Below are 25,798 nucleotides of genomic sequence, written 5' to 3' on the forward strand. Positions count from 1 at the left end.
CCGGGTGGTTGATGCGCAGCACTTCGCCGTCGGGTTTGCGTTCCAGCGTGGTGGTCTGACCCAGCGCGTCGGTGACGGCGACCAGGTGCTGGCGCTCGTCGAAGCGGTAGGTGGTGTTTTTACCCGAGCAATCCTGGAAGCGTTCGACCTGGGCCAGGGTGTTCCACCACAGGTATTTGGACTTGTGGGTCGCATCGATGATGGTGTGCGGCAAGCCGTCGTCGCCGTTGAGGTATTCGGTGGTATTGCCCAGGGCGTCGACTTCGGCGATGAGGTTGCCCTTGTCGTCGTAACGAGCTTGCCAGGTGCTGCCGTCGGGGTAGTCCACCTGCGTGATCAGCGGCGTCAGGTGGTGATAACGGTATTTGATCGTGCGCCCGAGCGGGTCGGTCTCTTCGAGCAGGCGTGAGTATTCGTCGTACTTGAGTGTGATGCTGTTGCCTTCGGGCAATGTCAGGCCGGTCATGTTGCCGGTGTCATCGATGTTGATGACGTAGTGCTCGCCGCCGAAGTCGCGGCTGGCTGTGATGCGATGATCGGCGTTGTAGTGAATCTCGGCTTCGCGCCCGAGCACGTCAGTGACCCGCGTGGTGCGCGCCTTGCTGTCGTAGCGGAACTGGAAGCGCTCGCCATCGCTGGTCCAATGCTCCACTACCCGTTGCTGGCTGTCGATGTGCTCCCAGCGGTAATTGCAGGTCAGGCCCAGGGCGTTGCTGTGGCTGGCCATCACGCCGTCGATGTAGCTGAAACGGCGCACTGAATCGCCGTTGCGGTTGATGACTTCAGCAAGCTGGCCGTTGTCGTCGTAACGGTATTGCACCAGGGTTTCAACGGCCTCGTTGTCGACCACGCGCCTGACATCGCTCAGGCGGCCCAGCGGGTTGTCGTAATGCAGGTGCACCCGCACGCCACCGGTGGCGCTGATGTCGGTGAGCGTGCCTTCGGCGGTGTGGGTGAAATGCAGGAAGTGGCCCAGGGCGTTTTCGATGCGTTGCAGCGGTACGGGGATGTTGTCGTCCGCGACTTCACCGAAGTAGAAAAACGTGTTGTCGAGGGTTTGCAGCAGATAGTGGCCGCCCTCGGTGCAGACCAGATGCACCTGTTCATGGGGGTTGTAGATGCGCTCCCCCGGCTGCACGTCCACGAACGGAACGCTGCGCCCCTGATTGTCGGTGAGGTACACGAAGGAGCCACTGCGACGCAGGCTTTGCTCCCAGGGCAAGACCCAACCCTTGCCGAGCACGCTGTCGACGCTCAGGTCACTGCCATAGAAGCGCGACCAGTGGATTGGCATCAAGCCCGGCAGGCTGAAGTCGGTTTCGTCGGTAATGACCTTGCGGCCCGTGGTGGCGTCGACCGGGTTGCCGATCAAGCCTCCCACCGCACGCTCGATGGCCGGCCCCACGACGTAACGCGAGGCGACCTCACCGGCGACGAACCCGGCGGTGAACTTCAGTGCGCAGGGCATGACGGCTTTCATGCCGGCCTGGGTCCCGGCCTTGATCAGTTGGGCGATACCGCCCGCTGCGCCGGCGACTGCCATGAGGATGTCGACCGTGGTCCGCAGCCAACCGGGAATCTCGTCATCCACCGGCAGGTAACGATAGGTTCCGCCACCGATGAAGACGTTGTCCGAGCCGCTGGATAGAGTTGCGCCGCAGGTCATTTTGTCGCCCTTGCGGGCGGCGGCCGTGCCGTTGATGAAGACGTTGGTGGAGCCCTCGGCGACCTTTACCGGACCGGGATGCTTGTCGCAGGCCCCCGTGCTTTTTGCGACATGAGCAGCCTTGCGACTGTTGATGAACACGTTGGGCGACGCGGTGACGAGGGTCCCCGCGGGTGAAGAAAACATGCTGCCTATCTTCTCCCCGGCCGCGGTGAGCAGGCTACCTCCGACGCCTGCGGCCAAGCCCGCCAATAGTGCCACGCCGAATCCACAGGTAAACGTCGCGATCGCCACCGTGGCGACCAGCGCTATGCCAAGCGCTGCGCCGATGAGAAACCCGCCCAGGGCGCTGGTGTGCGACAGTTCATCGCCAAACCTTGCGGCTTCGAACATGGCCGTTACTCCTGTGCGCTGGAGTCGGTCTGGGGGCCGCCGGGCTGGCGAGGCTGAAAGCTCGCCAGCAGGTCAATCCAGTTCTGATTCTGCTCGCGGCTGAAGTCAGCCTGGGCTGTGGTGGAAAAAATGATTGCGCGTCCAGGCTCGATCAGGAACGCCGCCTGGCGCTGATAGAAAGGTCGGCCATCGGTCATGTAATACGCATCGATCTGCACGCCCTCGATCGGCGCCGTGGTCGACAGCGCAACGGCCTTCTTGCCCAGCAGCGTATAGCCGCGCAACTTGGACGCGAGCATCTTGATCTGACGCTCGACGTAGGCCTTGAGCGCTTCGCCGGGCAGTAATGTGTCCCGGGAAATAGTGATGCTCAACGGCGCCGGAATACTCGCCCCCAACACAAACATGTTCACCGTGCGGTCCTGAAAACCTTGCGGCAACGCGATGCTGCCTTCCTGCAACTCATAATCCATTTCGGGTAACTTCCTGGAATCAAAAAAATAAGGCGTTCAGCGCACGGCAAGACCATCAAGCATGCCGTCAAAATCCACCAGCCAGAGACTGAGCGCGGGCCGGGCCGGATCAATCTCGCAAGCAATACTCAGCCATTGCACATCGTCACGCCCGGCAATAGGCACCAAGGCACCGACCAGACGCGCGTGACGATCGGCATGGTCGGACTTGAAATGCAGATCCACCGACTTCGCCGCACTGCCGGCCACGCGGACATCGCGCTGGCGGATGATGCGCACGTCCGGATGGTCCTGGCGAAACGCCTGCACCGAGGCTTCGAAAAGCTGCTCCAGGGTCTGCCCCTGTTGCACATCACGACGCTTGATGCTGAGGCTGACCGATTCGCCTTCGTGCTCGAGGGTGGTCTGCACCTCACGGAAATTGAACCCCGTCGGGAATCCCAGATTGAAGCCACCGAAGTTGAAACTGCTGGGCGTGTCTTGCAGCGCCACCACAGGTTCGGGTTCGGGCTCCGGCTCGGGCTCAATGACCGGCGCGTTCTGTAGCTCGACGCGAGCAGCTTCCTCCTGCGCGATACGCTTTTCGGAAATCCGATCGTAGAGGCTGGTTCTGATCATGGCGCCACTACCTCAGTCATTGACCCTGACCTCGGAACCGGTGATCTGGGTCGTCCCGGTGCTCGTCGTGGTGATCGCCTTGCCCTTGATCTCGATGCCGTCCGGCGTGAGGGTGATGCTGCTGTCTCCCACCTGAAGAATGATGTGCTGTTTGGCACTGACCTGAATGAACTGGTTGTCGACCTGGATCGTCAGCGAGCCTTCCTGGACATTCATCACCGTGTCTTTCTTGATGGTTTCGGTGTGCGTGCCACCGACCGTGATCGTGCGGTTGCTGCCGACACTGTGGGTCTCGTCGACCTCGATCTCGGTGTCCATGTTGCGCTCGGCATGCATGATGATCTGCTCGGCGCCGGACTTGTCTTCGAAGCGGAAGAAGTTCGCCGTACCGCCGTCACCCTTCATCGACCGGGTCAGGAACCCGCTCTGGGTCTTGTTCGCCGGCAGCGACCACGGTGGGGTGTTCTGGCTGTTGTAGAGGCTGCCCATGACCAGCGGGCGGTCGGGGTTGCCGTCGAGGAACACCACCACGACTTCATCGCCCACTCGGGGAATCTGGATGCTGCCGAAGCCGCCGCTGGCACCCGCCTGGGCGACGCGGACCCAGCAGGAGCTCTTGTCGTTGTGCTCGCCCTTGCGGTCCCAGTGAAACTGCACCTTCACCCGGCCGAGTTCGTCGGTGAAGATTTCCTCCCCCGGCGGACCGACGATGATCGCGGTTTGCGGGCCGGAGATGGTCGGGCGCGGGGTAGTGAGTTGAGGTCGGAAGACGATCTTTTTGCGCACGCAGGCGAAGGTGTTGTAGTAGCTCGCCTGATGCCCGCTGAGGTAGTTGTTGTGGCCTTCGCTTTCGACGCTCATCAGCAGGAACTGACGATCCTCGGCAGGGCCTTGATCGTGATCGTAATGCTGCAGCAGCTCGAAGGTGTAGCCGGGTTTCATCGCACGGCAGTTACTGGCGCCATGAAAACTCTTGCCCTTGAGTTCAAGTGCTTCGACCCGCAGCCGCAGCAGTGTTTCGCCTTCGTCGTAGGTGCCGTGAGTGTACTGGCCGGGGAAGTCGTAGATTTCGAATTCGTCGACATCGCCCTGCTTGTTCAGGCTCTTCATGGCGACCGGCAAGCGATTGGACGGCTGACGATAATCGAAGGTCTGGACCGCGATTTTCCCGGATTGCAACTGGCGATTGCCGCTCCATTGGGTGATGGAGTCGGCGGTCTCGGTGACCGATGCCGTGTGGTAGCGGATCTGCGGTTGTTCAGGCAACGGCAGCAGCGTGCTGGAGTCGTCGCAGATGATCATGGTGTGGCCTTCGGCAGTGTGCTCGAAGTAGTAGAACATCCCCTCTTCTTCCAGCAGGCGCTGGACAAAGTTGAAGTCCGTTTCACGGTACTGGGTGATGTAGGTGTAATGCTTGAGCGGCTTGCTCAGGCGAAACTCGTGCCGGGAAAACGCCGGGCACAACGCAAACACCTGGGTGACGACATCTTCCACCGTACAGCCCTGGAAAATGCGCGTGTCGAAGCGGTTCTTCAGCATCGAGAACCAAGGGTTCAGCGTCGCCGTATAGCGGGCCATGCCGCCGTCGCTGCCGATGCTGGCAAACCGCGTGAGGTAGCCTGCCAGGTAACGAGGCGAGGCATCCGCCAGCTCGATTTCCAGAACCACGTGCTGGCCCATCATCGATTTCAGCTCGACGCCGGAGTCCTGGCACACCAGCAGCAATTCGAAGTTGTACGCACGGGACAGACCTTCCGTTCCCCTGAAGGACTCAAGCAACAATTGCTGTTCGGGGTTGGCGAGGTTCTTGAACTTGAACAGGCGCCGATTTTGCGGGGAAAGCATTGCGGCAAGGTCCATCAACATGTGTATCTCCTTGAAAACAGTGGAAAGCTACCGCCCTCTCTCAACCACTGCGCATAACGAATCAGATAAGAGGGTTAAACGCTGTTTGCCGCAACATTGATTTGGGCGAACACTTCGCCACCCTATGTTTTCGGACTGCGGCATGAGTCAATCTGCATGTTTTGTAAGAGACAACCTACAGAACACTCTTCATTTCCATCGAGCTCTCTTAAACATCCAGCGAAACTGCTCACACGAAATATTACGTCAGGAACTGCGACCTCAAGACAGTATGAAAGTGCCATCACTCAAAAAATATTTGAGAAATTTGTCACACTTTTGCAGGTATCGCAGGTTCTGAACGCGGGAAGGAGACACCCATGTCATGCACTGTGTCAACCCACTCTCAGTGAATGCGGGTACTTCCACGCACCTCGAACTCAGTTCAGGACATTCCCTGAAAAATAATTATCGTCCCGCTGGCTGGCCAGAAACGCCGATATATCAAGGATGAACGGGAAGTCAGGTGCCACTGATTGGCAACTAATGCCTTATTGCCATCATTGCCGAATGTAATGCGAATAACAAAAAATGGGATCCATGTTGAATTTTCCATCCCGCCGCGCAGTCTGAAGTGCGGCAGATAGCCATCACTTCGACATTGATGTTAAGTCGGATATTCGACAGCTCGACCGCAGCAACAAGGAAGCGCCTTTCCCCCAAGGACAGTGATGAGTAAATGGATCTTTTAGCCAACGTGCCCAGCTGGGCCGATGTCGAACGCAACCTCGACCAGAAATTCAGTGAGCTGAACCAGGGCGTCAACGACGGCCTGCAGAGCGTTCACGACAACTGGAACGGCTTCACCCGGCGTGTCAGCAATGGCGCGCGCCAGGCCTATGGCTACATGGGCGGTCATCGCATCGATGCGGTGCATCAGGCGATGACCCTCTCCTACCCGATCATCCAGATGGACCTCAAGCGCAAGTGGGCCTCGATTGAAATCGAGCAGATCCTGCCGGTGCTGCTGCAACTGGTCAAAGAAGTCTCGATGATTCTCGGCGGCAGCGTGGCGATCGGCACCGTGGCCGGCGGCGCAGCGGGGGCCTTCGCATTCGGCGTCGGCGCTGCCCCGGGAGCTGCTGCCGGGGCCGGTATCGGCCTGCAGGTCGGCAACCTGATTCTCATGGGCCTGGGCCTGTCCGCCATCGCCGAATACTTTTACCAGGGCCTGCCCGCCTGCCTCTCGACCTTGCAGGAAGGCATCGCCACGGCCTGGCATGCCGAAGAAGGCGTCAAACCGTCCGGCCTGGACCCCAGCGGCGGCTCCGCTGCACTGGTACAGGAGCGCGTCGAACGCGCGGCACGACAACTGGCCCGCGGACAGGAGCAACTTGTACTGCTGTTGCTCACCGGCATCGTCACCTACCTGACACGGGGTCAGATGAAAGCGGGTGTGATGAACAGCATGGAAAGCATCGCGACCCGCAGCGCGAAGCTTCAGGCAGAGATTTCGAACAGGGAGCTGGCGGGTTGGTTGGCAAGGAATGAGCAGAAGTTGCTGGCTCGGGATGAGTTGCGGGTGAGGGAACCGGCGCCTCTGAACAAGGTCGAGAATCTCTCACCGGATACTCCAGCTCACAAACCACAGACTGTACAAAAGCTAGAAGAAATACCCCGCCACAAGCTAGGGAAAATCACAGGTACATACTCAGCTGTCGAGCCGGGGCCACTAGACCCAAGGCTTGCTGAAACCTTCTCCGGAGGCCGATATACTTCAGTGATTCTGGAAAACGATACTGTATTAAAAAGAGCAGGGATAGAAGGACAACCTCTCGGACAGTTTTTCGGGCAAGAGACCCCGTCTGGGATACTACAAACTCGCATCGACAAAGCAGTTCTGCCAGAATGGCCAGGGGGTGGAAAATCCCCAATCGATACTGCTTTCGAAGTTAAAATTCCGGCCGGCACGGAAGTTTACATAGGTGAGGTTGGCTCCCAATCCGGCTTCTATGTTGGTGGCACAGAGCAAATCGTCGTCGTTAAACCTTGGACAATCGAAGGCGTTCAAATAATGGGATCGAGCCCTCTAAAATGAAAAATATAACCGAAATAACAGCCATCCTAGAACGAATTTCCGAGTTACTACGCATTGGCGGAAAAAACGAATGGGCAGAACGTATTGACCAATACAGATTAGAGCTGCCTGGGGATACAGCGTATACAATATCCAAAATAATTACACTGTACGGTGGTCTTGGCTCTATTAACGACATTATTCTATACAACAATGGACAACCCATGATCCAAGAGAACAACGAGTTGGATCTGCTTCTTTCAAAGCTACATGATCGGTGCATGGGCAGTTAGATTTCTTATGATTTCTGTCACGAATCAATGTCGATCGCGACATCAAGTACGGTAACGTATCGAGCAGGTGGCGCAGCAACTGACTCACAGATAATCGCAAATAGTTTTTTTGCTGCTCACTGCTATCTGCGGGGCCAGATGAAATCGGGGATGGTGAGAAGCTTTGAATGCATCGCAACGGGAAGCTCCAAGCTTCAAAGCAAATATCAGACAAGCAGTTAACAGACTGTTATTGGCTTATTAGACAACCCCAAAATGACAATCTAAAAATATGACACCCTCAGAGTTGGAAGACCTGATTAAAAAACACCCGGACATTGCCGCATAACGCCACTTGAGCATATCGAAAAACGATCATGTTCACAACTGATAGGTGTTGGATGCCCACAGTTCTCGGTCTATACAACATTACTCACCTGAGTGATTTGAGTGTACAAAAGCACATGACAAACTCACACCTGATAGAACTGCTTATTACACTCAAAGAGATCTTTCATAGTGAGAGCTGCCAAAATTTTGACTCAGGAATAAACGCGATAATTCGCCTAATGTCCGATGACCCTTTGCCGGACAGTAATGAATGGGCACAAGCGACTTCAATGTATAGAACTATGTCAGGTAGTAAATCAGGTTTCTCCGACGTCTACATTGATCGAGGTACCGCGGAGCAGCGAATCGCAGCCAACGCAAGACTGGATACAATTCGACAGATGTTGTGGGACGCATTTGAACGAATCTGAACTCAGGTACATCGTGACACATCATTGCCTGGTGCCAAGATGTTAAAAAACCTTATTGATCTCAGAAGTTCAGACGAAACGCTCACCCAATACACCGAGCGTTACGACCACCTGCTCCCACCGCCCTCTCCTCAGCTGCTTCAGCGCATGGACCCTATGTTGCAGCCGGACGCACCCAGATTTCCGGTCAGGAAGCCTGAGTGGCTGACCTCAAGGCCTTGCACCCTCACTGAAGAGCAGGCGCTGGACCGCGCAAAGGGTTGCCTACTGGGGCTCGCGATTGGCGACGCCGTGGGCACAACACTCGAGTTTCTGCCCCGTGATCGTCAACATGTCAGTGACATGGTTGGCGGTGGCCCTTTCAAACTGAAACCGGGAGAGTGGACTGACGATACGAGCATGGCACTGGCTCTCGCAGACACCTACGTGGAAAACAAGGAATTCGATTTCCGCGACTACACGCAGAGGCTTTGTCGCTGGTATAAAAATGGCGAAAACAGCCATAACGGAAAGTGCTTTGACATTGGCAACGCCACTCGTACCGCACTGGAAGGCCTGATGGCGCAAGGCGTCGACTGGTACGGCAACGCTCACCCATCCACAGCCGGCAACGGAACAATCATCAGGCTGGCACCCACCGCCATCTTCCGTCGCCACTCCTTGTCCGGTACCTGGCGGGAAAGCTCGGCACAAAGCCGCTGTACTCACAGAGCTGTAGAGGCGGTAAATTGCTGCGAACTGCTCGGCGCTCAATTGCACCTGGCCCTCAATGGCGCGAACAAGGAAGAAACCCTGTCGTCAATGGTTCGCGCCTTGTATCCCCGCCCCTTGATCATCAACGCTGGCGAATACAAACAAAAAACCCGCGATCAGATCCGCTCCTCCGGCTATGTCATAGATACGCTGGAAGCCGCTCTGTGGGCGGTCTGGAACACCGACAACTTCAAGGATGCAATCCTGTTGGCGGCCAACCTGGCGGATGACGCCGACAGCGTGGCAGCTACCGCCGGCCAGATAGCCGGGGCACTGTACGGGGTGACGGGCATGCCTGAAGAATGGGTCAGAACGGTCGCCTGGTCAGAACACATTCAAGACCTGGCGCAAAAGTTATTCGAAAGCGCCCCACTCCATGACGAGATGGACGAAGTAATTTATGGGAATCGCTGAAACGACACGGATAAATACCCCAGCCACCAGATCAAGGACACGATGAAATTCAGTGACGTATTCACAAGCCGTGAACACATGTTTGCCTTAGGCGTCGAGGAGACTACAGGTCGCCTTTACCTGTCGATTCCGGTTAGCAACGGCATGGTCGACTACGAGGAGTATTACCAAATTGACCGGGCACGCTTCGATCTTTTCCAAACGGATCTTGATACAGCCCTGGCGTTTGCCATGAGATGTCGCCGCAGAGAGCTGGATAATCTGCTGATTGTGCAACCGGGGCCCAATAGAGGAACGGCTATCTAAGGCAAACCGTCACTCCGGCCCTTTGGATCGCGGCCCTCAAAATCAAAATCCTTGACGGATATCCCATGTCAAAACTACTGCATCGCTTGAAAACCCTATTCGGGCAAAAGACCGCTCTTCCACCCGCATCCACCGAGCAGGTTGTCGATGCAGCCCCCCAGACCGAAGCGGACAAGCCACTTTCCCGAGTGGAAAGGAACCTGTCCTGGCTACCGATCAATCGTGAACCAGAAGTGCTTGTCCCGCTGATGCCCCCCGCCTGCCCGGACCTGACGCTTGTGGATGCCCTCCTGTTGCAGCGTTATCGGGTTTTTGTCATAGCGAATGACCCGGCCGACCGGACTTCAGAGACCACGATAAACCGCGATTACGCCAGCCAATTGGCGAGTGACTTGTACGGCAAAGCGACAGATCTTGGTTATTGTCGAGGCACTGAATCCTCGTTCGAGATCTATTGGCTCACGCAATGTGCGGCGATTGTTTCGCTGCTGTCCCATGGACCAGAATCAGAACAATTCCTGACCTATAGAAAACACGTTGGTTATGATCGAGACTCTGCTCAGACCGGTGAGCAGATTCGGATGTTTGATGAGTACGTAGCGTCGCGCAGCTATCAAACCGCTGGAGCCGATAAGGACCGCCGTCTGAAAACGCCGATAACGGCCCTCGACTACATCGACAATGCGATAACCATCACCGCCCTGAGATACAACGGCTGTCCAGAGTTCCAGATTTATTCAAGCTCGTTAATCCAGTTGCAATTCATCAAGAATGTGTTGCTGGGCATTGAAAAAGATAAAGCCCGGTTGCACCAATTGACCATCGGCGCTTGGGCCAGCAAAGAGTTTGAAGCCGACGATCCTGAACTTGCTGGCGTACTGGGGGATGCCTTCTACATAGGCATTCAGATCGCACGCGGCCTGAAGATTCAGCTGCCTAACGGGTTGCCACCGGAAAGTCTTCCTCGCACATGAAATTGCTGCGACTTCAGGGATAACACTAGAGGTAACGTCATGACCGAAACCTGGTACCACGTTGACAACGGCACCCTTTGGATAGCAGATCAATCCATTCACCTGCCTCACCCGGTCAAAGTCGCCTTGCAGCATGACGACAGGCTCGCGGTCCTGATCGAGTCCCCTTCAAATGTCATTTTCAACAAAAACATCCTTGCACTATCGAGGCATGGAAAGGTGGTTTGGTTCATCCAGGAAAGTCCCCACGGCACGCAAGCAGACAAGCCCTACATGAGTCTTCAGTGCGACAAAAACGGGGCGTTGATCGTTGGTAACTGGAATGGCCTCAGTTACTCGGTCGATTGGCACAATGGTTCCGTCAGCGTTGTGAACTTTGATAAATGATTCGCTCAGGACTGGCGCCATGAAAGACATCCACAAGATCTCCTCGAACATCGCCCGAACAGCAGAACTACTGAGGAGATTCGGTCACCCGCAATGGGCCGACAGACTTGAGGAGTGCAGCCTTGCGCTGCCTCAGGATACGGCGTACGCGTTGTCTCGACTGATGTCGCTGTACGGCGGCATGGGCTCGATCAACGACGTTGTTCTGTATGAAGACGCAACGCCCTTGCTGGCCGAAAATAACGAACTTCAGACGCTGCTATCAGACCTCCATCAGCTCTGCGCAGGGTGCCATTGAACTTCGCACCCCACGCTTGCAGGCCAAAATCGGCGATGTGCCGGATCGGCAATGGCGCCTTTAGGTTCGCAGATACCAAGTGCTCGGGCGTCCGCAGCAACGCCGTCTTGTTCGCCCGCTTGAGCATGCGCAACGAGAATGGCAGCAGGCACGCCATCAATACGACCAGCCCCCGCCAGCAACCAGTATCATCGATTTGCCAATGCAGTGGCCGGCGCTGGCGATTGCGGTTTTCTGTGCAGTGATTGCCTTGCTGAAACAAGCTTACCGACCGCTCGGCAAGGGCGGTCGGGTTTCGACTTGCTCAAGGCTTACACGGTAGGTGGTGTAAGTGTCGCCGTCTTCAAGGTAAAGGTTGCTCCGGTAATTCGAGACTGCGCCTTTGAGTTTGATGTGCAGGCCGTTGGAGACACGCTGGATTACCACGTCTTTCAAGTCAGTGTCCGAGACCAGGAACGGCGGGGTCTTGCCGAGGCGCACCTTCATCGTCTCATTATTCCTGCCGCCGCCATTGTTGACGTAGAACCTCAGGCTTTTGGGCTCATCTGGATCCCTGGCATCTTGAACGATGTAGATCGACTGCCCCGGAATGAAGTCCTGCTTCAGGACTACCTCGGAAGGAAACGCCGGTTTGTGCAGGTACGCATAGATGAGAGCGCCTACAAGGCAGAGCAAAAAGATAATCAAGAGATACTTTTTGACTCTGACTACAAGAGTTTGCAGTTCGGTCTTGTTCATGGGATTCAACTGTAATCGAAGGTGAATAGCACCAAGCCTTCAATCGGCTCGTAGAACATGACGATCATGTCTGCGCCGGCCGTCCGGTAATGCCAGCCCGGAACGCTTGCCACGTGGAAAAACCGGTTATTCGCAGGGCTCAGGGGGTAGACATTCGAATCGCCGCGGTCGGGGTCCAGTTCAACGATGTGCATTGGAAATTCGACCGCCTCCACCCAGTTGGCGCAGCCATCGACTTCGCCGCCCAGTTGCGCGACAAATTCCACTGCATACAACGGTTCGCCATCCTCACGCGCCAGCACGCCGCTGGTTTTAAACCTTTCAACGGTGGCGGCAAAAGCGCTGTGCTGATCGGCGTAGTGCCGCTCCAGATCCGCTCTCGCCTCCGGGTGAGGATCAGCCAGCTGTGCGTTCCCCTCGTGCAGAAAGAAGTAGCGTGGATCGCCGCACAAGCGGTAGCGCCCTTGCTCGACCTTGAAGCCGATCCAGTTGGTTTTCAGCAGGCAGCCATGGCACCCGTCCCACTCGGTCAGCTCGCCGACAAGGCCCTCGTACGGTTCCAACGGGCTGAGCATGTGCAGCACCCCCGACCACTCGGGGTTTACGGTGCTGATATCCAAGCTGAACAAAGGGTGCAGATGGTTGGCCAGTTCCAGTTGATCGGCGACAAACACGTCTTCAACAGGCGGGAACGGCAGCATGCCGGTGGGGACTTTGGTGAAGTCGGGGGTGTGATCGTCGGTCATCAGAGATTCTTCCTTGTGGGTCGCCACGGATTGAGCACTTTGGGTATCAACGGCTGTCTTGGTAAGCGCCCAGCGTGGCGCAGTGGCGACATTTGAACAGGTAGGCGGTAGGCCCCTGATCCTTATCCAGGGCATTGAAGAACGCTCGCCACTGCGGACCGTCCTCCAATCCTGTTGAGTCCTGAACGGCGGCGATGGCTGCGGGGCCCAGTTCAAGCAACTCTGCATGGCCGGCCTTACCGACAAACTCGGCTGCGTCGTCGCAGTGAGTGATCCAGCACTCTTGCTGCCAGCCATTAAAACCAGGTGTGCGCTGGCTGACTTCGGCGATCTGCGCCTCGCTCAGCGTTTCTTCGCCGTCCAGGCCGATACTCTCGTCATCGACAAACGTCGCGCCCAGACGCTGGTGCGCACTCCCGTCGGCAATGCACCAAGGGCAGATGCAGTTTTCGTATTCATCAATGGCGTATACCGGGCCCACATAAATGTAGCCTCGCGCCTGATTGCAGCTCACGCAAGTGGCGGAAGAGGGTTGCACCGAACCGCTACCGACGGGATCGGGATGGTAAATAAAGTGGGGCAGTGTCATGTACGCATCCTTGTTGAGTGCATGCCTTTCATTGCTCGACCGGCTCTAACCATGTCTTGAATTCGAGGGCTTGCTCGGGGGTATTGAGTTGTGTAATCCAGGCGATTTCTTCCGGCACGCTTTGAGAGTCAGAGACTGCGAATACATAAATGGCGTTCTCAAACGCGCACGTCGTTAGCGGCTTCAAGGCTGCAACACGGTGTTCGAAGACGAGTGCACGGTGACGTGCAAAATCTTCATCGGGAATCGAATCAGCCAAGTCCCACAACAGGCTCGACAGGGCGTTGAAGTGTTCGCCACCGAAGGTTCCGTGTTGAACGACGGCACCAGCGTCCGCGCATCGGCGTCCGAGTACAGCGCAAACCCACAGAGATCGGCGGTGGGGTGCGCTTGGCGAAATTGCTCGATGGCCTTCTTGCACGCTACCTGAGTATCTCGCTGAAAATGGTCGTTGATCTGGACCGAGTTGCTCATTCAAAAAAGAACCTCATGAAACCCTCCACATCCGTGCCCTCAACATCGTTGACCACTTCCCTGGCCCTGAACAGAAAAGCGGGCGTGCGCTACCCCGGGATACGACGTACGCATTGTCTCTATTGATGTCGCTGTACGGCGGCATGGGCTCGATCAACGACGTTGTCCTGTATGAAAACGCAAAACCCTTGCTGGACGAAAACAACGAACTGCAAGGGCTGTTATCAGATCTTCATCAGCTTTGCGCAGGGCGCCATTGAACCCGGCGTCCCACGCTTGCGGATGCTGAAAGCCTTCAGGCCTGCTCGAATCGCTGCTGCAGCAAGTGCCGTGCAGTGCCTGCATTCAGGTAGGTGCCAATCAGGTCCGCCAACTCCTGGTCCTTGAGTTTTTTGTCGTCGCGGCAAATTTGCAGCAAGTGCAACTGGACCCAGCGCTTTTTCCTGTTGAGTTTCGCATCCGGCGAAAAGAATGAACGCGAGGCCAACTCAGGCATGGGGGCGTCGTCTTCCAGCAGCAGGTTCAAGTGCACCCCCTGCCCCACTTGCAGGCCAAAATCGGCGACGTGCCGGATCGGCAATGGCGCCTTGAAGTTGGCGAAAACGAAGTGCTCGGGCGTCAGCAACAACGCAGTCTTGTTAGCCCGCGTGAGCATGCGCAAGGAGAGCGGCAGCAGGAACGCCATCAATACGACGAGCACCCCACCAGCGGCCAGTATCATCGATTTGTTACTCCCTGAAGCCTGCGGCAACAGCCAAGGCAAGACCAGCAGCCCCAAGCCCAACAGCAAAATGAGCGAGAAGAAAACCAGGGTAATCCACCCGCGCAATCGTGCGCCTTCATGCAGTCGGACTTCCTCCGTGGCATTGCCGGCATGGCTACGCAACTCCTGCACAACCGCCGCATCCTGCTCCACGTAGTGGCCGAGGAAGTCCTCGGTAATGCGCGCTCGCAATGCCTGGGGATCGGCGAAATAGTGATCCATCGCGGCGCAGGCTTGTGCCGCGTTGATCGGGCGGGTGCCGCGGCTGACGGCCTCTTCGACCGTGACTTGCAGGGATTCCAGCCGTACGAGATTGGAGGGATGAGTGTCCGATGGATGCGGCAGGCTGGCTGCCATTTCCTCCTCGGGCAGGGTCAACGGCTGCGCGGCCAGTTCCTGCACCAGGCTGCCTGGCAAATCGCCGGTACGCACGTGTTCGGCACTGGGGTTGGTCGCGCGGGCCACATGGGTCGATACCCCCTGCTGCAGCAAGGGGTCGATGGCAGAGATGCGCACCAAGGCCGAAGCGATGGCGATATTCCCCGTCAGCTTCGCACCCGCCGCGTCCGCCGCCAGCTCCCGCACGCGGCTCCAATGGTTCACCGCGTGATCGAAACGCTCCATGAAATACTCACCGAGCATGAACGCCGGCCACAGCGTCGTGCGTTGCAGCACATCGCTTTGCAGCATGGTTTCGGCAATCACGCCGAGGCTGCGGCCGATGCCCTCGTAGATCGGTACGAAGCGCAGGCTGTACTCGGTATCGGCGCCGGCGAAGTGCGCCAGTTCGTGACCGATGACCGCCCCGGTCTCCGCCGAATCGAGCAGGCCCAGGTACAGCATGGGCACGTGCAGTGTGCGGCCCTTGAGCGCGGTGTCTGACGGGAGCAGGTTGACGTCGCTTGAGGTGACGTAAAAACCTTCGGTCATGCCCAGCACGATGTGCTCGGGTGCCAGCGCGCCGAGTTGCTCCGCCAACTGGCGAACATAGGCCCACAGCGCCGGCGCCTGTTGCGGTGTGACCACCTGGCCCAGAACGTTCATCGGCGTCGACTGGAACATGCGCAGCATGACCGGCAGCTGCTTGCCCATCTGCCAGATCGAATACAGGAAACCGAGCATCAGCATCAACACGATGAGCATCAGCTTGAATTCACCGGCGGCCATTTTCCCCATGTGCCACAGCCCCAGGCCTTCGAAACCGAGGATGGCCGCCACCGCCGCACCCATGGCGACGATGTGCATTACCAGCAGGTACGGCAACAGGCGGCTCACCCGGTTGAAGGTGTGCAGCAATCGTTCCCGGGAATGACTCGCGCGGGCACCGGCCCAACGCAAACCCAGCAGACCCAGCACGCCGACCAGGGAGGCCAGCAGGCCGAGGGCGATGGCACCCTTGGCCAGGTTGCTCATCACGGCACTCACCGGTTGCAGGATGGTCAGGTCGTGCTCGGCGTCAGTAATACGCGATAGAGCCATGGCAACACTCATGCGCTTGCCATTGATATCGACCATTGCCGAGCTGGATCCCGGCTTTGCAGCCATCGCTTCGAGTTCGACATGCATCTCGCCCAGTTCGGCGTTGAAATCCGCGAACTCCTTGATGTTCTCGGAACTGCGTTGCAACTCCCAGACGCCAAACAAACCAAGGCAAAGCGGCAGGAGAATAAGTACGGCAATGAGTTTCAACGTTCTCATGAGACAAGGCCTCAATAGTCGCGTCGCCTTACATCCGTGGCGAGCATAAATTCCATTTAACGAAGGCCCGAAAGCCCCCACGCTATTGCACGGCCCGACATGAAAGTTACGGGGCGCACTCGTACCCGGCGCGTTATACAGAAATATCGGCGATATGTAACGCCATATTGCCCGAACACTCGTTCAGCAATGGAAAGGACGCCTTGTATATCCCGGACATCCTGAATTGCCATCACTTCCCCGCCGGTTATATGACACTTATCCTTCAACCTTTCCTCAGCGGATCATCAAGCAGGCGTTGGGTGAACCGGTTCACCTTTTTTCAATTTTTTTCAATTAAAAATTGGATCCTTTACCTGCCTGAAACCATTGAATTAATTGGGTTTCAGACACTTCCGCCATGCAAATACGGCAAATGATGGCAACCAGACATCATTGCGACATGTATCAAAAAAAAGAAAAAATCCGCGCCGCGTAGGAACTTTCCTACACATCCTGTTGCCATACACGACGTTACTGGCAACTCGATATCCATATGCCAGCATCGCACTCCCAATCATTCCTGGCAGTGTGATTTTTTGATGTCAAACATCAGCAATCACAACTCGTGAACAGGTGTTCAATCGAGAAATTAGTCGCTGCGCACGCACTCCCGTGTATATCCGGGTAGTCGTCGCGAAGTGTTCAAGGACGATGTACCGATGACCCAGACGTTTTTTGATGTTGAAGCATTGATCAAGCTGCGAAGCCAGACCCGGGCCATTTCCGATGCGCTCAAGGCGCAGGCTGCGGATTATCTGGCGACCCTGGCTTTGCTGATTCGTCCACAGGCGTTTTTCGGTGAATACCTGCAGGGCGCGCAACGCAGCAGCGGCCGCGAGACCCAGCACCACTTCAAGGAATTCAAGGAGCTCTACGACCGCATCGGCTCGGGCGCTCCGTTCCAACTGGTCAACGAGCTCGAAGTGCCCCTCAACCTGCTCAGCACCACTCCGCAATTGTTTGCGCTCGAGTACGACAAGGTGCTGTCACAAAGCGGCCAATCCATTCGCATCACCAGCCCCGTGCGCTGGGTGGTGGGCTTCAGTTCGTTCGATCTGGCGCGTTTTCGCAGCGTGATCAAAGACCCCGATCGCAGCAGCGCCGAGTTGCACCGTTTCGTCGTGCACTACCTGGTGCTGTTCTACTGCCTGAGCAAGTCACCGGGCCTCGGCCGCTTGCTCGAAGGCCTGCGTTTCCCCCTCAGTTTCGAACGCCTGAAAGACTTCGGCGACCTGCCCTTCTGCGTCATCAGCTCGCCGGTTCGCTCGCAATTGCCTGACGAAGCGGTGATCCGCAGCAGCACCCAGATCGCCGGCAACACCAGCTTCGAAGAGCTGGTGGGCCACGCCAACATCATGGAAATGAACGATGAAATCCGTCAGCGCCTGCTGCTGACGATCGAAGGAATGTAACGCGCCCGGCCAGGCATTGGACCGACACGCAAACGACTTGCAGCGAATTGATCGCACAGGAGATCACGATGGCGAAGAAGGAAAGTACCCAGCACAAACTCGACCGCGTTCGCGCGCCTCGGGTCCATATCACCTACGACGTGGATATCGGTGACGCTCAGGAAAAGAAAGAGCTGCCCTTTGTCGTCGGTGTGCTGGGCGATTTCTCCGGCAACCCGCTGGAGCCGCTGCCGAAGCTCAAGGACCGCAAGTTCATTTTCATCGACCGCGACAACTTCAACGGTGTGCTCAAGGGCATCAAGCCGCGCCTGACCTACCGCGTCGACAACACCCTGGCCAAGAACGGCACGCAGCTGGGCGTCGAGCTCAACTTCAACGCCCTCGAAGACTTCGAACCGCAGAACGTGGTCAAGCAGGTCGAGCCGCTGCGCAAGCTGCTGGAAGTGCGCAACAAGCTGGCGGACCTGCGCAACAAGATGGGCGGCAACGACAAGCTCGAAGAGCTGCTCATGGACGTGCTGCAGAACACCGAGAAGTTGAAAACCCTGGGCAAGGAATTCGGTCGCGAAGCCGCCGTTCCAGCCACCGACGGCAAAGCGTAGGAGCCTGACGATGAACGACAAGCAAACCGTGACTCAACAGGACAGCACGCTGGTGGAAGTGGACAGCTTCACCGCGCAATCCTCGTTGCTCGACAGCATCATTTCCGAAAGCCGCGTGGCCCGCTCCGAGACCGAGCGCACCCGCACCCGCGACCTGATCGGTGAATTGGTCAACCAGATCCTGGAAGGCGAAATGACGCCGAGCAAGGACCTGATCGCCGTGCTCGATGCGCGCATCGCCGAGATCGACGCGATGCTCTCCGAGCAGATGAACGAGATCATGCACGCCAGTGAGTTCCAGCAGCTGGAGTCCTCGTGGCGCGGCCTGAAGTATCAGGTCGACCAGACCGAGACCAGCACCACGTTGAAGATCCACTTGCTCAACGCCTCGAAGAAGGACCTGGTGCGCGACCTCAAGGCCGCTTCCGAATTCGACCAGAGCGCGCTGTTCAAGAAGATCTACGAAGAAGAATACGGCACCTTCGGTGGTGCACCGTTCGGCATGCTGCTGGGTGACTACGAGTTCAACCGCAGCCCGGAAGACATGTACCTGCTCGAAGAGATTTCCCACGTTGCCGCGGCGGCCCACGCACCGTTCATCTCGGCGGCCTCGCCCGAGCTGTTCGGCTGGGATTCGTTCACCGACATGTCCGGCCCGCGGGATCTGGCGAAGATTTTCGACACCGTCGAATACGCCAAGTGGAAGTCGTTCCGCGCCAGCGAAGACTCGCGTTATGTCGGCCTGACCCTGCCCCACGTGCTCGGTCGCCTGCCTTACGGCCCGGATACCACGCCGGTCGAGGAATTCAACTTCGTCGAAAGCGTCGATGGCCGTGACCACAACAAGTACCTGTGGATGAACGCCGCCTACGCGCTGGGCACCCGGGTCACCGATGCGTTTTCCCGCTACGGCTGGTGTGTGGCGATTCGCGGTGTCGAGGGTGGAGGCCTGGTGGAAGGTCTGCCGACCCACACGTTCAAGACCGATGACGGCGAAATTGCCCTCAAGTGCCCGACCGAGATCGCCATCACCGACCGCCGCGAGAAAGAGCTGTCGGACCTCGGTTTCATTCCGCTGGTGCACTGCAAGGGCACCGACTACGCCGCGTTCTTCGGCACCCAGTCGACGCAGAAGCAGAAGCAGTACAACACCGACATCGCCAACGCCAACGCCCGGCTTTCCGCGCAGTTGCAGTACATCTTCGCCACCTCGCGCATCGCCCACTACATGAAGGCGATCATGCGCGACAAGATCGGCAGCTTCGCCTCGCGCAAGGACGTCGAAATGTTCCTCAACAAATGGCTGTCGAGCTACGTGTTGCTGGACGACACCGCCAGCCAGGAAGCCAAGGCCAAGTTCCCGCTGCGCGAAGCCCGCGCCGAGGTGTTCGAGGTGCCGGGCAAGCCTGGGGTGTACAAGGCCGTGACTTACCTGCGCCCGCACTACCAACTGGACGAGCTGACCGCTTCGTTGCGCCTGGTCGCCGAATTGCCGCAATCGACCCGCGGCTGATCGACCACGTTGCCAGGGAGGCACCATGACCAGTCAACACAAGCTGTTGCCATCACTGCTGGACCGATTGCTGGACGATCGTCCGCATCAGTCCATCGAAGCGTCTTCGCAACGCTTGTGTTCGCTGGCCGATTACAAGGCCAGCATCGTTCGCGACCTGGAGATCCTGGTCAACACCCGCCAGTCCCTGGTCGCCAACGAGCTGGAGGGTTTCGTCAACCTCAGCGGCAGCATCCTCGACTACGGCATGCCGGACTTCACCAGCCGCAGCGTGCTTGATCCCAAGGATCGCCTGCTGATCCAGCGGCAACTGGAGAAAGCGATCTCGGTCGGCGACCGGCGCTTTCGCAGCGTCAAGGTGCAACTGCTCGCCCAACAGACCGGCCAACGCATGCTGACCTTTCGCGTGGACGCGGTCCTGCGCCTGCAAGACGTCACCCGTCAGGTGTCCTTCGACGCGGTGCTGCAGGTCAACACCCAGGAATACAAAGTGCAGAACCTCAACTGATGCTCGACGATCTGCTGCCCTACTACGAAAAGGAACTGTCGCACCTGCGCTTTTTGGGCCAGGAGTTTGCGAGCCAGTACCCGAAAATCGCTTCGCGGTTGCTCATCGAGGGCGATAACTGCGAAGACCCGCATACCGAGCGCTTGATCGAAGCGTTCTCGTTCCTGTCGGCGCGGGTGCACAAAAAACTCGATGACGAGCTGCCGGAAATCGTCGAGTCGTTTCTCGAGGTCCTGTACCCGCACTACCTGCGCCCTACCCCGTCGATGTCGATCGTCGAGTTCAACCTGGGCAAGCAGGAAAAGGTGACCGAAGCGTTCCGTGTGCCCCGGCATACCGAACTCAGCGCCAACCCGATCGATGGCGTGGTGTGTAAATTCCGCACCTGCTACCCGGTCGAACTGTGGCCGGTGGCGGTGCAGCAGGCGTCGTTCATCGAGATGGAGCGCTCAGCGTTCAACGGCCACAGCGCCGACCTGGTCGCGCGCTTGCGCATCGGCCTGGTGGCGACCTCCGACGTGCTGTTCGGCAAGCTGGAACTCGACCGCCTGCGGTTCTTCCTCGACGGCGAAAGCACCTTGATGCTGCAGCTGTACGAACTGCTGTTCAACAACCTGGCCAAGGCCACGCTGACCTTCGAAGACCAAGGCCGCAGCCGCGAGGTCGCCTTGCCGCCCAACGCGTTGAAAGCCGTCGGTTACGCGCTCGACGAAGGCCTGGTGGATTACTCGGAGCGCTCGTTCCTCGGCTACCGCTTGCTGCACGAGTACTTCACCTTCCCCGACAAGTTCATGTTCTTCGACCTGTCGGGCTTTGCGCGGATTCTGGCGGGCAAGGACGTCGAGAAAGTCGAAATCAATTTCTACTTTTCCGACTACGACCTGAGCGATCGCCTGGCGCGCCTGACGCAGAACATCGGGCGCAATAACTTCAAGCTCAATTGCACGCCGATCATCAACCTGTTCCGCCAGCAGGCCGAGCCGATCAAGCTGACCCACGCCCAGCACGAGTACGCGGTGACCCCGGATGTGCGCCTGCAAAGCTCGGCCGAAGTGGTGTCCATCGATCGCGTGCGGCGCGTGCGCAAAGTCGGCGGTATCGATCAGGTCGGCACCTGCCATCCGTTTTTCGAACCCCGTGGCGATCAGGGCCCGGGGCAAAGCTTCTGGATTGCCCGGCGCCGTGCGGTGCACAGCGGCCAGCGCGACGGCTCGAACGTGTTCATCCGGGTGGTGGATCGTGAGCTGGGGCTGATGGAGGCCAACAACGATACGTTGAGCATCCGCCTGACCTGCAGCAACCGCGACCTGCCGCTGATGCTGCCTTTCGGCGGCGAACGCGGCGATTTCAACATCCCCGGCAACTCGGTGATCAAGGACATCCGCTGCCTGCGCAAGCCCACCGCCACCGCGCGCGTACCGCTGGGCAACGGGGTGATCTGGCGGCTGATCTCGCACCTGTCGCTCAACCACATGTCGCTGGTGTCCCGTGGCCGCGAAGTGCTGCTGGAGCTGTTGTCGCTCTACAACTACCGCAACGTGTCGGCGATCCGCAAACAGATCAACGGCATCGTGTCGGTCAGCAGCGAGCCGGTCGTCGCACGCATCGGCCACCCGCGGCCGAACTTCGTGCGCGGCGTCGGCATCACCCTCAATTTCGATGAAAGCCAATACACCGGCAGCGGTGTGTTTCTGTTCGGCATGGTGCTCGACCACTTCTTTGGTCAGTACTGCTCGATGAACAGCTTTACCCAATTAACCCTTCGCAGCTTGCAGCGCGAAAAGAGAGTCGTCCAATGGCCACCGCGAACCGGCGATCAACCCCTGGTCTGATCGACCAGGCACGGGCTGAGCCGCACCGATTCGAGTTTTTCCAATTGGTGCGCCTGCTTCGCCTGCATTACAGCAGAACCGGGCGCATGGACCTGGAAACCCGACCGCACGAAGACCCTTTGCGTTTTCGCTCGCAGCTGTCGCTGAACTTCCCGGCCAGTGAAGTCAGCGACCTGCAGTTCGAGCGCGAAGGCAAGGTGTCCGTGGCCGGCCTGCCGCTGTCCGAAGTGCAAGTCACCTTCATGGGCCTGGTCGGGCCGTCGGGTGTGCTGCCGCGCCCGTACACCGAGCTGTTGATCGAGCGGCACGTCCAGTACCGGGATGACGCGGCCCATGCGTTCCTCGACATCTTTTCGCATCGCATGACCACGCTGTTCTACGAGGCCTGGCAAAAGTACAAGTTCTACATCGAGTACGAACGCAACGGCAGCTCGGACTTCGACCGCTACCTGCTCAACCTGGTGGGGTTCGGCCCCGAGGCGCAGAAGCAGAAATTCGACAAACAAGGCTCGCCCCTGCGCCGTGAATTGTTCAGCTACTTCTCCGGCCTGTTCGCCCAGAAGCCACGCAACGCGTTGAACCTGGAAGTGATGCTCAGCTTCTATTTTTCCCTGCCGTTCAAGGTCAAGCCGTTTGCCGGTCGCTGGCTGAAGCTCGATGCCAGCCAATGTACGCAACTGGGCCGCAAGAATGCCGTGCTCGGGCAAAGCGCCGTGGCCGGCAACCGGGTCTGGGACTACCAGTCGTGCGTGCGCATCGAAACGGCACCGCTGGAGCTGGCCGACTATCAACGCTTGCAGCCAGGCAGCGTCGACTACCAGAAGCTGGTGGAGCTGGTGCGTTTTTATGTCGGCGCGGAACTCGACTTCCAGTTGGCGCCAAAGCTCAAACCCCAAGCCGTCCCCGTCGCCCGCCTCGGTCGTCAGGGCAACGTTTCGCTGGGCCGGCTCGGCTGGCTCAAGCGACCAGGCGTCGACGTTGAACCTTCTCGCTGCGCCCTCTTCCACATTCCTTTTGATGGGGTCTCCCTGTGAACCTGAAGTCCCTGTTCGCCAAGCTAAACGACACCAGCCGTACCGCCACCGAAAGCGCCGCGGCGCTGTGCCTGTCGGAACACCACTACGATGTCGAAATCGAGCACCTGCTGTTGCAGTTACTCGACAGCCACGACAACGACCTGCCGGCCATCCTGCGTCATTACGACGTGGTGCCTGAACGCTTGCAGGCCCAGTTGGTGACGGCACTGGGGACCTTCAAGAAAGGCAATACACGCACCCCGGCGCTGTCCCCGCACCTGACCCGCATGATCGAACAGGCCTGGGTGCTGGCGTCCATCGAATTCGGCCAGGCGCAGATCCGCACCGGCCATCTGTTGCAGGCCTTGCTCGATGACGACGAACTGCGTCGGGTGGTGATCGCCGGTGCGGCGGAGCTGGAGAAGATCAACGCCGACGATTTGCGCCTGAACCTCAATGCTCTGGTTGAAGGCAGCGCCGAATCGGCCCAGGCCAAACCGCTTGGCACTTCAGGCGTCGCCAGCACCAGCCCGATCAAAGGCAACGGCAAGACCCCGGCCCTCGACCAATACACCATCAACCTCACGCAAAGCGCTCGCGAAGGCCGGATCGATCCGGTGCTCGGCCGCGAGTTCGAGGTGCGGCAGATGGTCGACATCCTCACCCGCCGCCGCCAGAACAACCCGATCCTGACCGGTGAAGCCGGCGTCGGCAAAACCGCCGTGGTCGAAGGCCTCGCCTTGCGCATCGTTCAAGGTGACGTGCCGTCGGTGCTCAAGGGCGTCGCCATCCACACCCTCGACCTGGGTTTATTACAGGCCGGTGCCGGCGTGAAAGGCGAGTTCGAAAACCGCCTCAAATCAGTCATTGAAGAAACCAAGCGCAGCCTGCACCCGATCATCCTGTTCATCGACGAAGCGCACACCCTGATCGGCTCCGGTGGCCAGGCCGGGCAGAACGATGCCGCCAACCTGCTCAAGCCAGCCCTGGCTCGCGGCGAACTGCGCACCATCGCGGCGACCACCTGGGCCGAATACAAGAAGTACTTCGAGAAGGATGCCGCCCTCGCCCGCCGCTTCCAGGTGGTGAAAGTCGAAGAGCCGGACGAAGACAAGGCGATCCACATGCTGCGCGGCCTGCTGGCCAAGATGCAGGAGCATCACAAGGTCACGGTGATGGACGAAGCCCTGGTGCAGGCCGTGCGCTTGTCCAATCGCTACATCACCGGGCGCCAGTTGCCGGACAAGGCCGTCAGCGTGCTGGACACCGCGTGCGCCCGGGTCGCCCTCGGGCAATCGGCGCAGCCGGGGCCGCTGGAAGACTGCAAGCGCCAGATCGACAACCTGCAGGCGGAAATCTCGGTGCTGCAACAGGAAGCCGCCAAAGGCAGCGACCATGCCCGACGCCTGACCACCCTCAATACAGAACTGCTCAGCGAACAGCAGATCCGCGATGCCCTCGAACAACAGTGGCAACGCGAACTGCAACTGGTGGAAAAACTCGGCGCCCTCAGCCACCCGGACAATCAAACACCTGATGCCGACGAAATTGCCGCGGTGCGCGCCGAACTCGCCAGCGTGCAGGGTGAACAACCGCTGGTGCATGCCCTGGTGGATGGGGGCACCATTGGCGAAGTGATTTCCGGCTGGACCGGCATTCCGTTGGGCAAGATGCTGCGCGACGAAATCGAAACCGTGCAGCGCCTGCCTGAGTTGCTGGGCGAGCGGGTGCTCGGCCAGGACCACGCACTGCAGGAAATCGGCAAGCGCATCAAGATTTCCCGCGCCCGCATGGAAGACCCGAACAAGCCGATCGGGGTGTTCCTGTTGCTCGGCCCGAGCGGCGTCGGCAAGACCGAAACCGCACTGGCGCTGGCCGACACCCTGTACGGCGGCGAGCGTAACGTCATCACCATCAACATGTCCGAGTACCAGGAAGCCCACACCGTTTCCAGCCTCAAGGGTTCGCCACCGGGTTACGTCGGTTATGGCGAGGGTGGCGTGCTGACTGAAGCCGTGCGACGCAAGCCGTACAGCGTGGTGCTGCTCGATGAAGTGGAAAAAGCCCACCCGGACGTGCTCGAACTGTTTTTCCAGGTGTTCGACAAGGGCGTGCTGGATGACGGCGAAGGTCGCGAGATCAACTTCCGCAATACCGTGATCATCCTCACGTCCAACACCGGCACCGACCGCATCATGCAGTGGTGCCTGAACACCGAGCAGCAACCGACGCCGCAAGACATCGTCGAAGGGCTGCGTAACGAGCTGAACCAGGTGTTCAAGCCGGCCTTCCTCGGCCGCCTGAGCATCGTTCCCTACTACCCGGTCAAGGACGCGATCCTCGAGCGCATCGTCGCGCTCAAGCTTGCGCGCATTCGCCAGCGCTTCGAGCGCAATCATCAAGCCGTCCTGAGCTATGACGAGGCGCTGGTCAAGGCCATTGCCTCGCGCTGCACGGAAGTCGACAGCGGCGCGCGCAACATCGACAACATTTTGTCCAGGACGCTGATGCCGGAACTGGCCCAGCGGGTCCTGGAGCGCATGGCGCAGGACAAACCGATTCAGAGTTTGAACATCGAGTTGGGCAGCGACGGCGATTTCGCCTATCGCCTGAACTGATCGGGCATTT

The 25,798-nt window shown here is 58.5% G+C and carries 24 protein-coding genes; 15 read left to right on the forward strand and 9 right to left on the reverse strand.

Features of this window, described 5'->3' with window-relative positions; all coding sequences use genetic code 11:
• The 4 genes from EI969_RS20835 to tssI all read right to left on the reverse strand — a co-directional run.
• On the reverse strand, positions 1-2,059 hold a 2,059-nt coding region (locus EI969_RS20835; RefSeq protein ID WP_178120765.1), incomplete at its 3' end, for a DUF6531 domain-containing protein.
• Positions 2,060-2,064: 5 nt separating this feature from the next.
• Positions 2,065-2,532 carry a DcrB-related protein gene (locus EI969_RS20840; RefSeq protein ID WP_160389437.1) on the reverse strand — a complete coding sequence of 156 codons (468 nt, stop codon included), beginning with the start codon at positions 2,530-2,532 and terminating at the stop codon, positions 2,065-2,067.
• Positions 2,533-2,568: 36 nt separating this feature from the next.
• On the reverse strand, positions 2,569-3,150 hold the full coding sequence (locus tag EI969_RS20845) for a DcrB-related protein (RefSeq protein ID WP_160389438.1): 582 nt from the start codon (positions 3,148-3,150) through the stop codon (positions 2,569-2,571).
• A gap of 12 nt (positions 3,151-3,162) precedes the next feature.
• A complete protein-coding gene (gene tssI / locus EI969_RS20850; RefSeq protein WP_160389439.1) occupies positions 3,163-5,016 on the reverse strand; it encodes a type VI secretion system tip protein TssI/VgrG in 1,854 nt (617 codons plus the stop codon).
• A 718-nt stretch (positions 5,017-5,734) separates the two neighbouring features.
• On the opposite strand from tssI, the gene EI969_RS20855 reads away from it, so the two are divergent.
• The 7 genes from EI969_RS20855 (at position 5,735) to EI969_RS20880 (ending at position 11,237) form a co-directional block, all read left to right on the forward strand.
• Positions 5,735-7,093 (forward strand): DUF6861 domain-containing protein, encoded by a 1,359-nt coding sequence (locus EI969_RS20855; protein WP_160389440.1) that lies wholly within the window; start codon positions 5,735-5,737, stop codon positions 7,091-7,093.
• Entirely contained in the window at positions 7,090-7,365 is a 276-nt protein-coding gene (locus EI969_RS31040) for a hypothetical protein (RefSeq protein WP_371926006.1), read from the forward strand. The genes EI969_RS20855 and EI969_RS31040 overlap by 4 nt, the downstream gene beginning before the upstream one ends.
• Before the next feature lie 779 nt (positions 7,366-8,144).
• Positions 8,145-9,272, forward strand: coding sequence for an ADP-ribosylarginine hydrolase Tri1 (tri1, locus tag EI969_RS20860; RefSeq protein ID WP_160389441.1), 1,128 nt, complete (start codon positions 8,145-8,147; stop codon positions 9,270-9,272).
• A 42-nt stretch (positions 9,273-9,314) separates the two neighbouring features.
• Positions 9,315-9,578, forward strand: a complete 264-nt coding sequence (locus tag EI969_RS20865; RefSeq protein WP_160389442.1) for a hypothetical protein — start codon at positions 9,315-9,317, stop codon at positions 9,576-9,578.
• A 65-nt stretch (positions 9,579-9,643) separates the two neighbouring features.
• Positions 9,644-10,552: an immunity protein Tsi6 family protein gene (locus EI969_RS30820; RefSeq protein ID WP_305989810.1), complete on the forward strand. Its 909-nt coding sequence runs from the start codon at positions 9,644-9,646 to the stop codon at positions 10,550-10,552.
• A gap of 39 nt (positions 10,553-10,591) precedes the next feature.
• Positions 10,592-10,939, forward strand: a complete 348-nt coding sequence (locus EI969_RS20875; RefSeq protein WP_160389443.1) for a hypothetical protein — start codon at positions 10,592-10,594, stop codon at positions 10,937-10,939.
• A gap of 19 nt (positions 10,940-10,958) precedes the next feature.
• Positions 10,959-11,237, forward strand: a complete 279-nt coding sequence (locus EI969_RS20880) for an ATP phosphoribosyltransferase regulatory subunit (protein ID WP_160389444.1) — start codon at positions 10,959-10,961, stop codon at positions 11,235-11,237.
• A 264-nt stretch (positions 11,238-11,501) separates the two neighbouring features.
• On the opposite strand, the gene EI969_RS20885 is transcribed toward EI969_RS20880, so the two are convergent.
• From EI969_RS20885 to EI969_RS30640, 4 genes are read right to left on the reverse strand one after another with little or no spacing between them, the layout of a single operon-like run.
• Positions 11,502-11,975, reverse strand: coding sequence for a hypothetical protein (locus EI969_RS20885; protein WP_160389445.1), 474 nt, complete (start codon positions 11,973-11,975; stop codon positions 11,502-11,504).
• Between the two features lie 5 nt (positions 11,976-11,980).
• Positions 11,981-12,721: a hypothetical protein gene (locus EI969_RS20890; RefSeq protein ID WP_160389446.1), complete on the reverse strand. Its 741-nt coding sequence runs from the start codon at positions 12,719-12,721 to the stop codon at positions 11,981-11,983.
• 46 nt (positions 12,722-12,767) lie between these two features.
• Complete coding sequence (locus tag EI969_RS20895) at positions 12,768-13,310, reverse strand: CbrC family protein (protein WP_160389447.1); 543 nt, start codon at positions 13,308-13,310, stop codon at positions 12,768-12,770.
• A gap of 28 nt (positions 13,311-13,338) precedes the next feature.
• Complete coding sequence (locus EI969_RS30640; RefSeq protein WP_256678343.1) at positions 13,339-13,788, reverse strand: hypothetical protein; 450 nt, start codon at positions 13,786-13,788, stop codon at positions 13,339-13,341.
• A 109-nt stretch (positions 13,789-13,897) separates the two neighbouring features.
• Between EI969_RS30640 and EI969_RS31045 the strand changes: the two genes are divergently transcribed.
• On the forward strand, positions 13,898-14,044 hold the full coding sequence (locus EI969_RS31045) for a hypothetical protein (protein WP_371926007.1): 147 nt from the start codon (positions 13,898-13,900) through the stop codon (positions 14,042-14,044).
• A 35-nt stretch (positions 14,045-14,079) separates the two neighbouring features.
• On the opposite strand, the gene EI969_RS20905 is transcribed toward EI969_RS31045, so the two are convergent.
• Positions 14,080-16,245, reverse strand: a complete 2,166-nt coding sequence (locus EI969_RS20905; RefSeq protein WP_160389449.1) for a M48 family metallopeptidase — start codon at positions 16,243-16,245, stop codon at positions 14,080-14,082.
• 701 nt (positions 16,246-16,946) lie between these two features.
• Between EI969_RS20905 and EI969_RS20910 the strand changes: the two genes are divergently transcribed.
• The 7 genes from EI969_RS20910 (at position 16,947) to tssH (ending at position 25,788) form a co-directional block, all read left to right on the forward strand.
• Positions 16,947-17,699 carry a hypothetical protein gene (locus EI969_RS20910; RefSeq protein ID WP_160389450.1) on the forward strand — a complete coding sequence of 251 codons (753 nt, stop codon included), beginning with the start codon at positions 16,947-16,949 and terminating at the stop codon, positions 17,697-17,699.
• 68 nt (positions 17,700-17,767) lie between these two features.
• The gene (gene tssB / locus EI969_RS20915; RefSeq protein ID WP_007978739.1) at positions 17,768-18,301 is read left to right on the forward strand and encodes a type VI secretion system contractile sheath small subunit; all 534 of its coding nucleotides are present in this window, start codon (positions 17,768-17,770) and stop codon (positions 18,299-18,301) included.
• Between the two features lie 10 nt (positions 18,302-18,311).
• A complete protein-coding gene (gene tssC, locus EI969_RS20920) occupies positions 18,312-19,814 on the forward strand; it encodes a type VI secretion system contractile sheath large subunit (protein WP_150715159.1) in 1,503 nt (500 codons plus the stop codon).
• 25 nt (positions 19,815-19,839) lie between these two features.
• On the forward strand, positions 19,840-20,322 hold the full coding sequence (gene tssE / locus EI969_RS20925; protein ID WP_160389451.1) for a type VI secretion system baseplate subunit TssE: 483 nt from the start codon (positions 19,840-19,842) through the stop codon (positions 20,320-20,322).
• Positions 20,322-22,154, forward strand: a complete 1,833-nt coding sequence (gene tssF, locus EI969_RS20930) for a type VI secretion system baseplate subunit TssF (protein ID WP_160389452.1) — start codon at positions 20,322-20,324, stop codon at positions 22,152-22,154. Before tssE ends, tssF begins: the two co-directional genes overlap by 1 nt.
• Positions 22,118-23,188 carry a type VI secretion system baseplate subunit TssG gene (gene tssG, locus EI969_RS20935; protein ID WP_160389453.1) on the forward strand — a complete coding sequence of 357 codons (1,071 nt, stop codon included), beginning with the start codon at positions 22,118-22,120 and terminating at the stop codon, positions 23,186-23,188. Before tssF ends, tssG begins: the two co-directional genes overlap by 37 nt.
• Complete coding sequence (tssH, locus tag EI969_RS20940; RefSeq protein ID WP_160389454.1) at positions 23,185-25,788, forward strand: type VI secretion system ATPase TssH; 2,604 nt, start codon at positions 23,185-23,187, stop codon at positions 25,786-25,788. Before tssG ends, tssH begins: the two co-directional genes overlap by 4 nt.
• Positions 25,789-25,798 lie beyond the last annotated feature (10 nt).

It is taken from the genome of Pseudomonas sp. PB101 (assembly GCF_009764265.1).
Taxonomy (GTDB): domain Bacteria; phylum Pseudomonadota; class Gammaproteobacteria; order Pseudomonadales; family Pseudomonadaceae; genus Aquipseudomonas.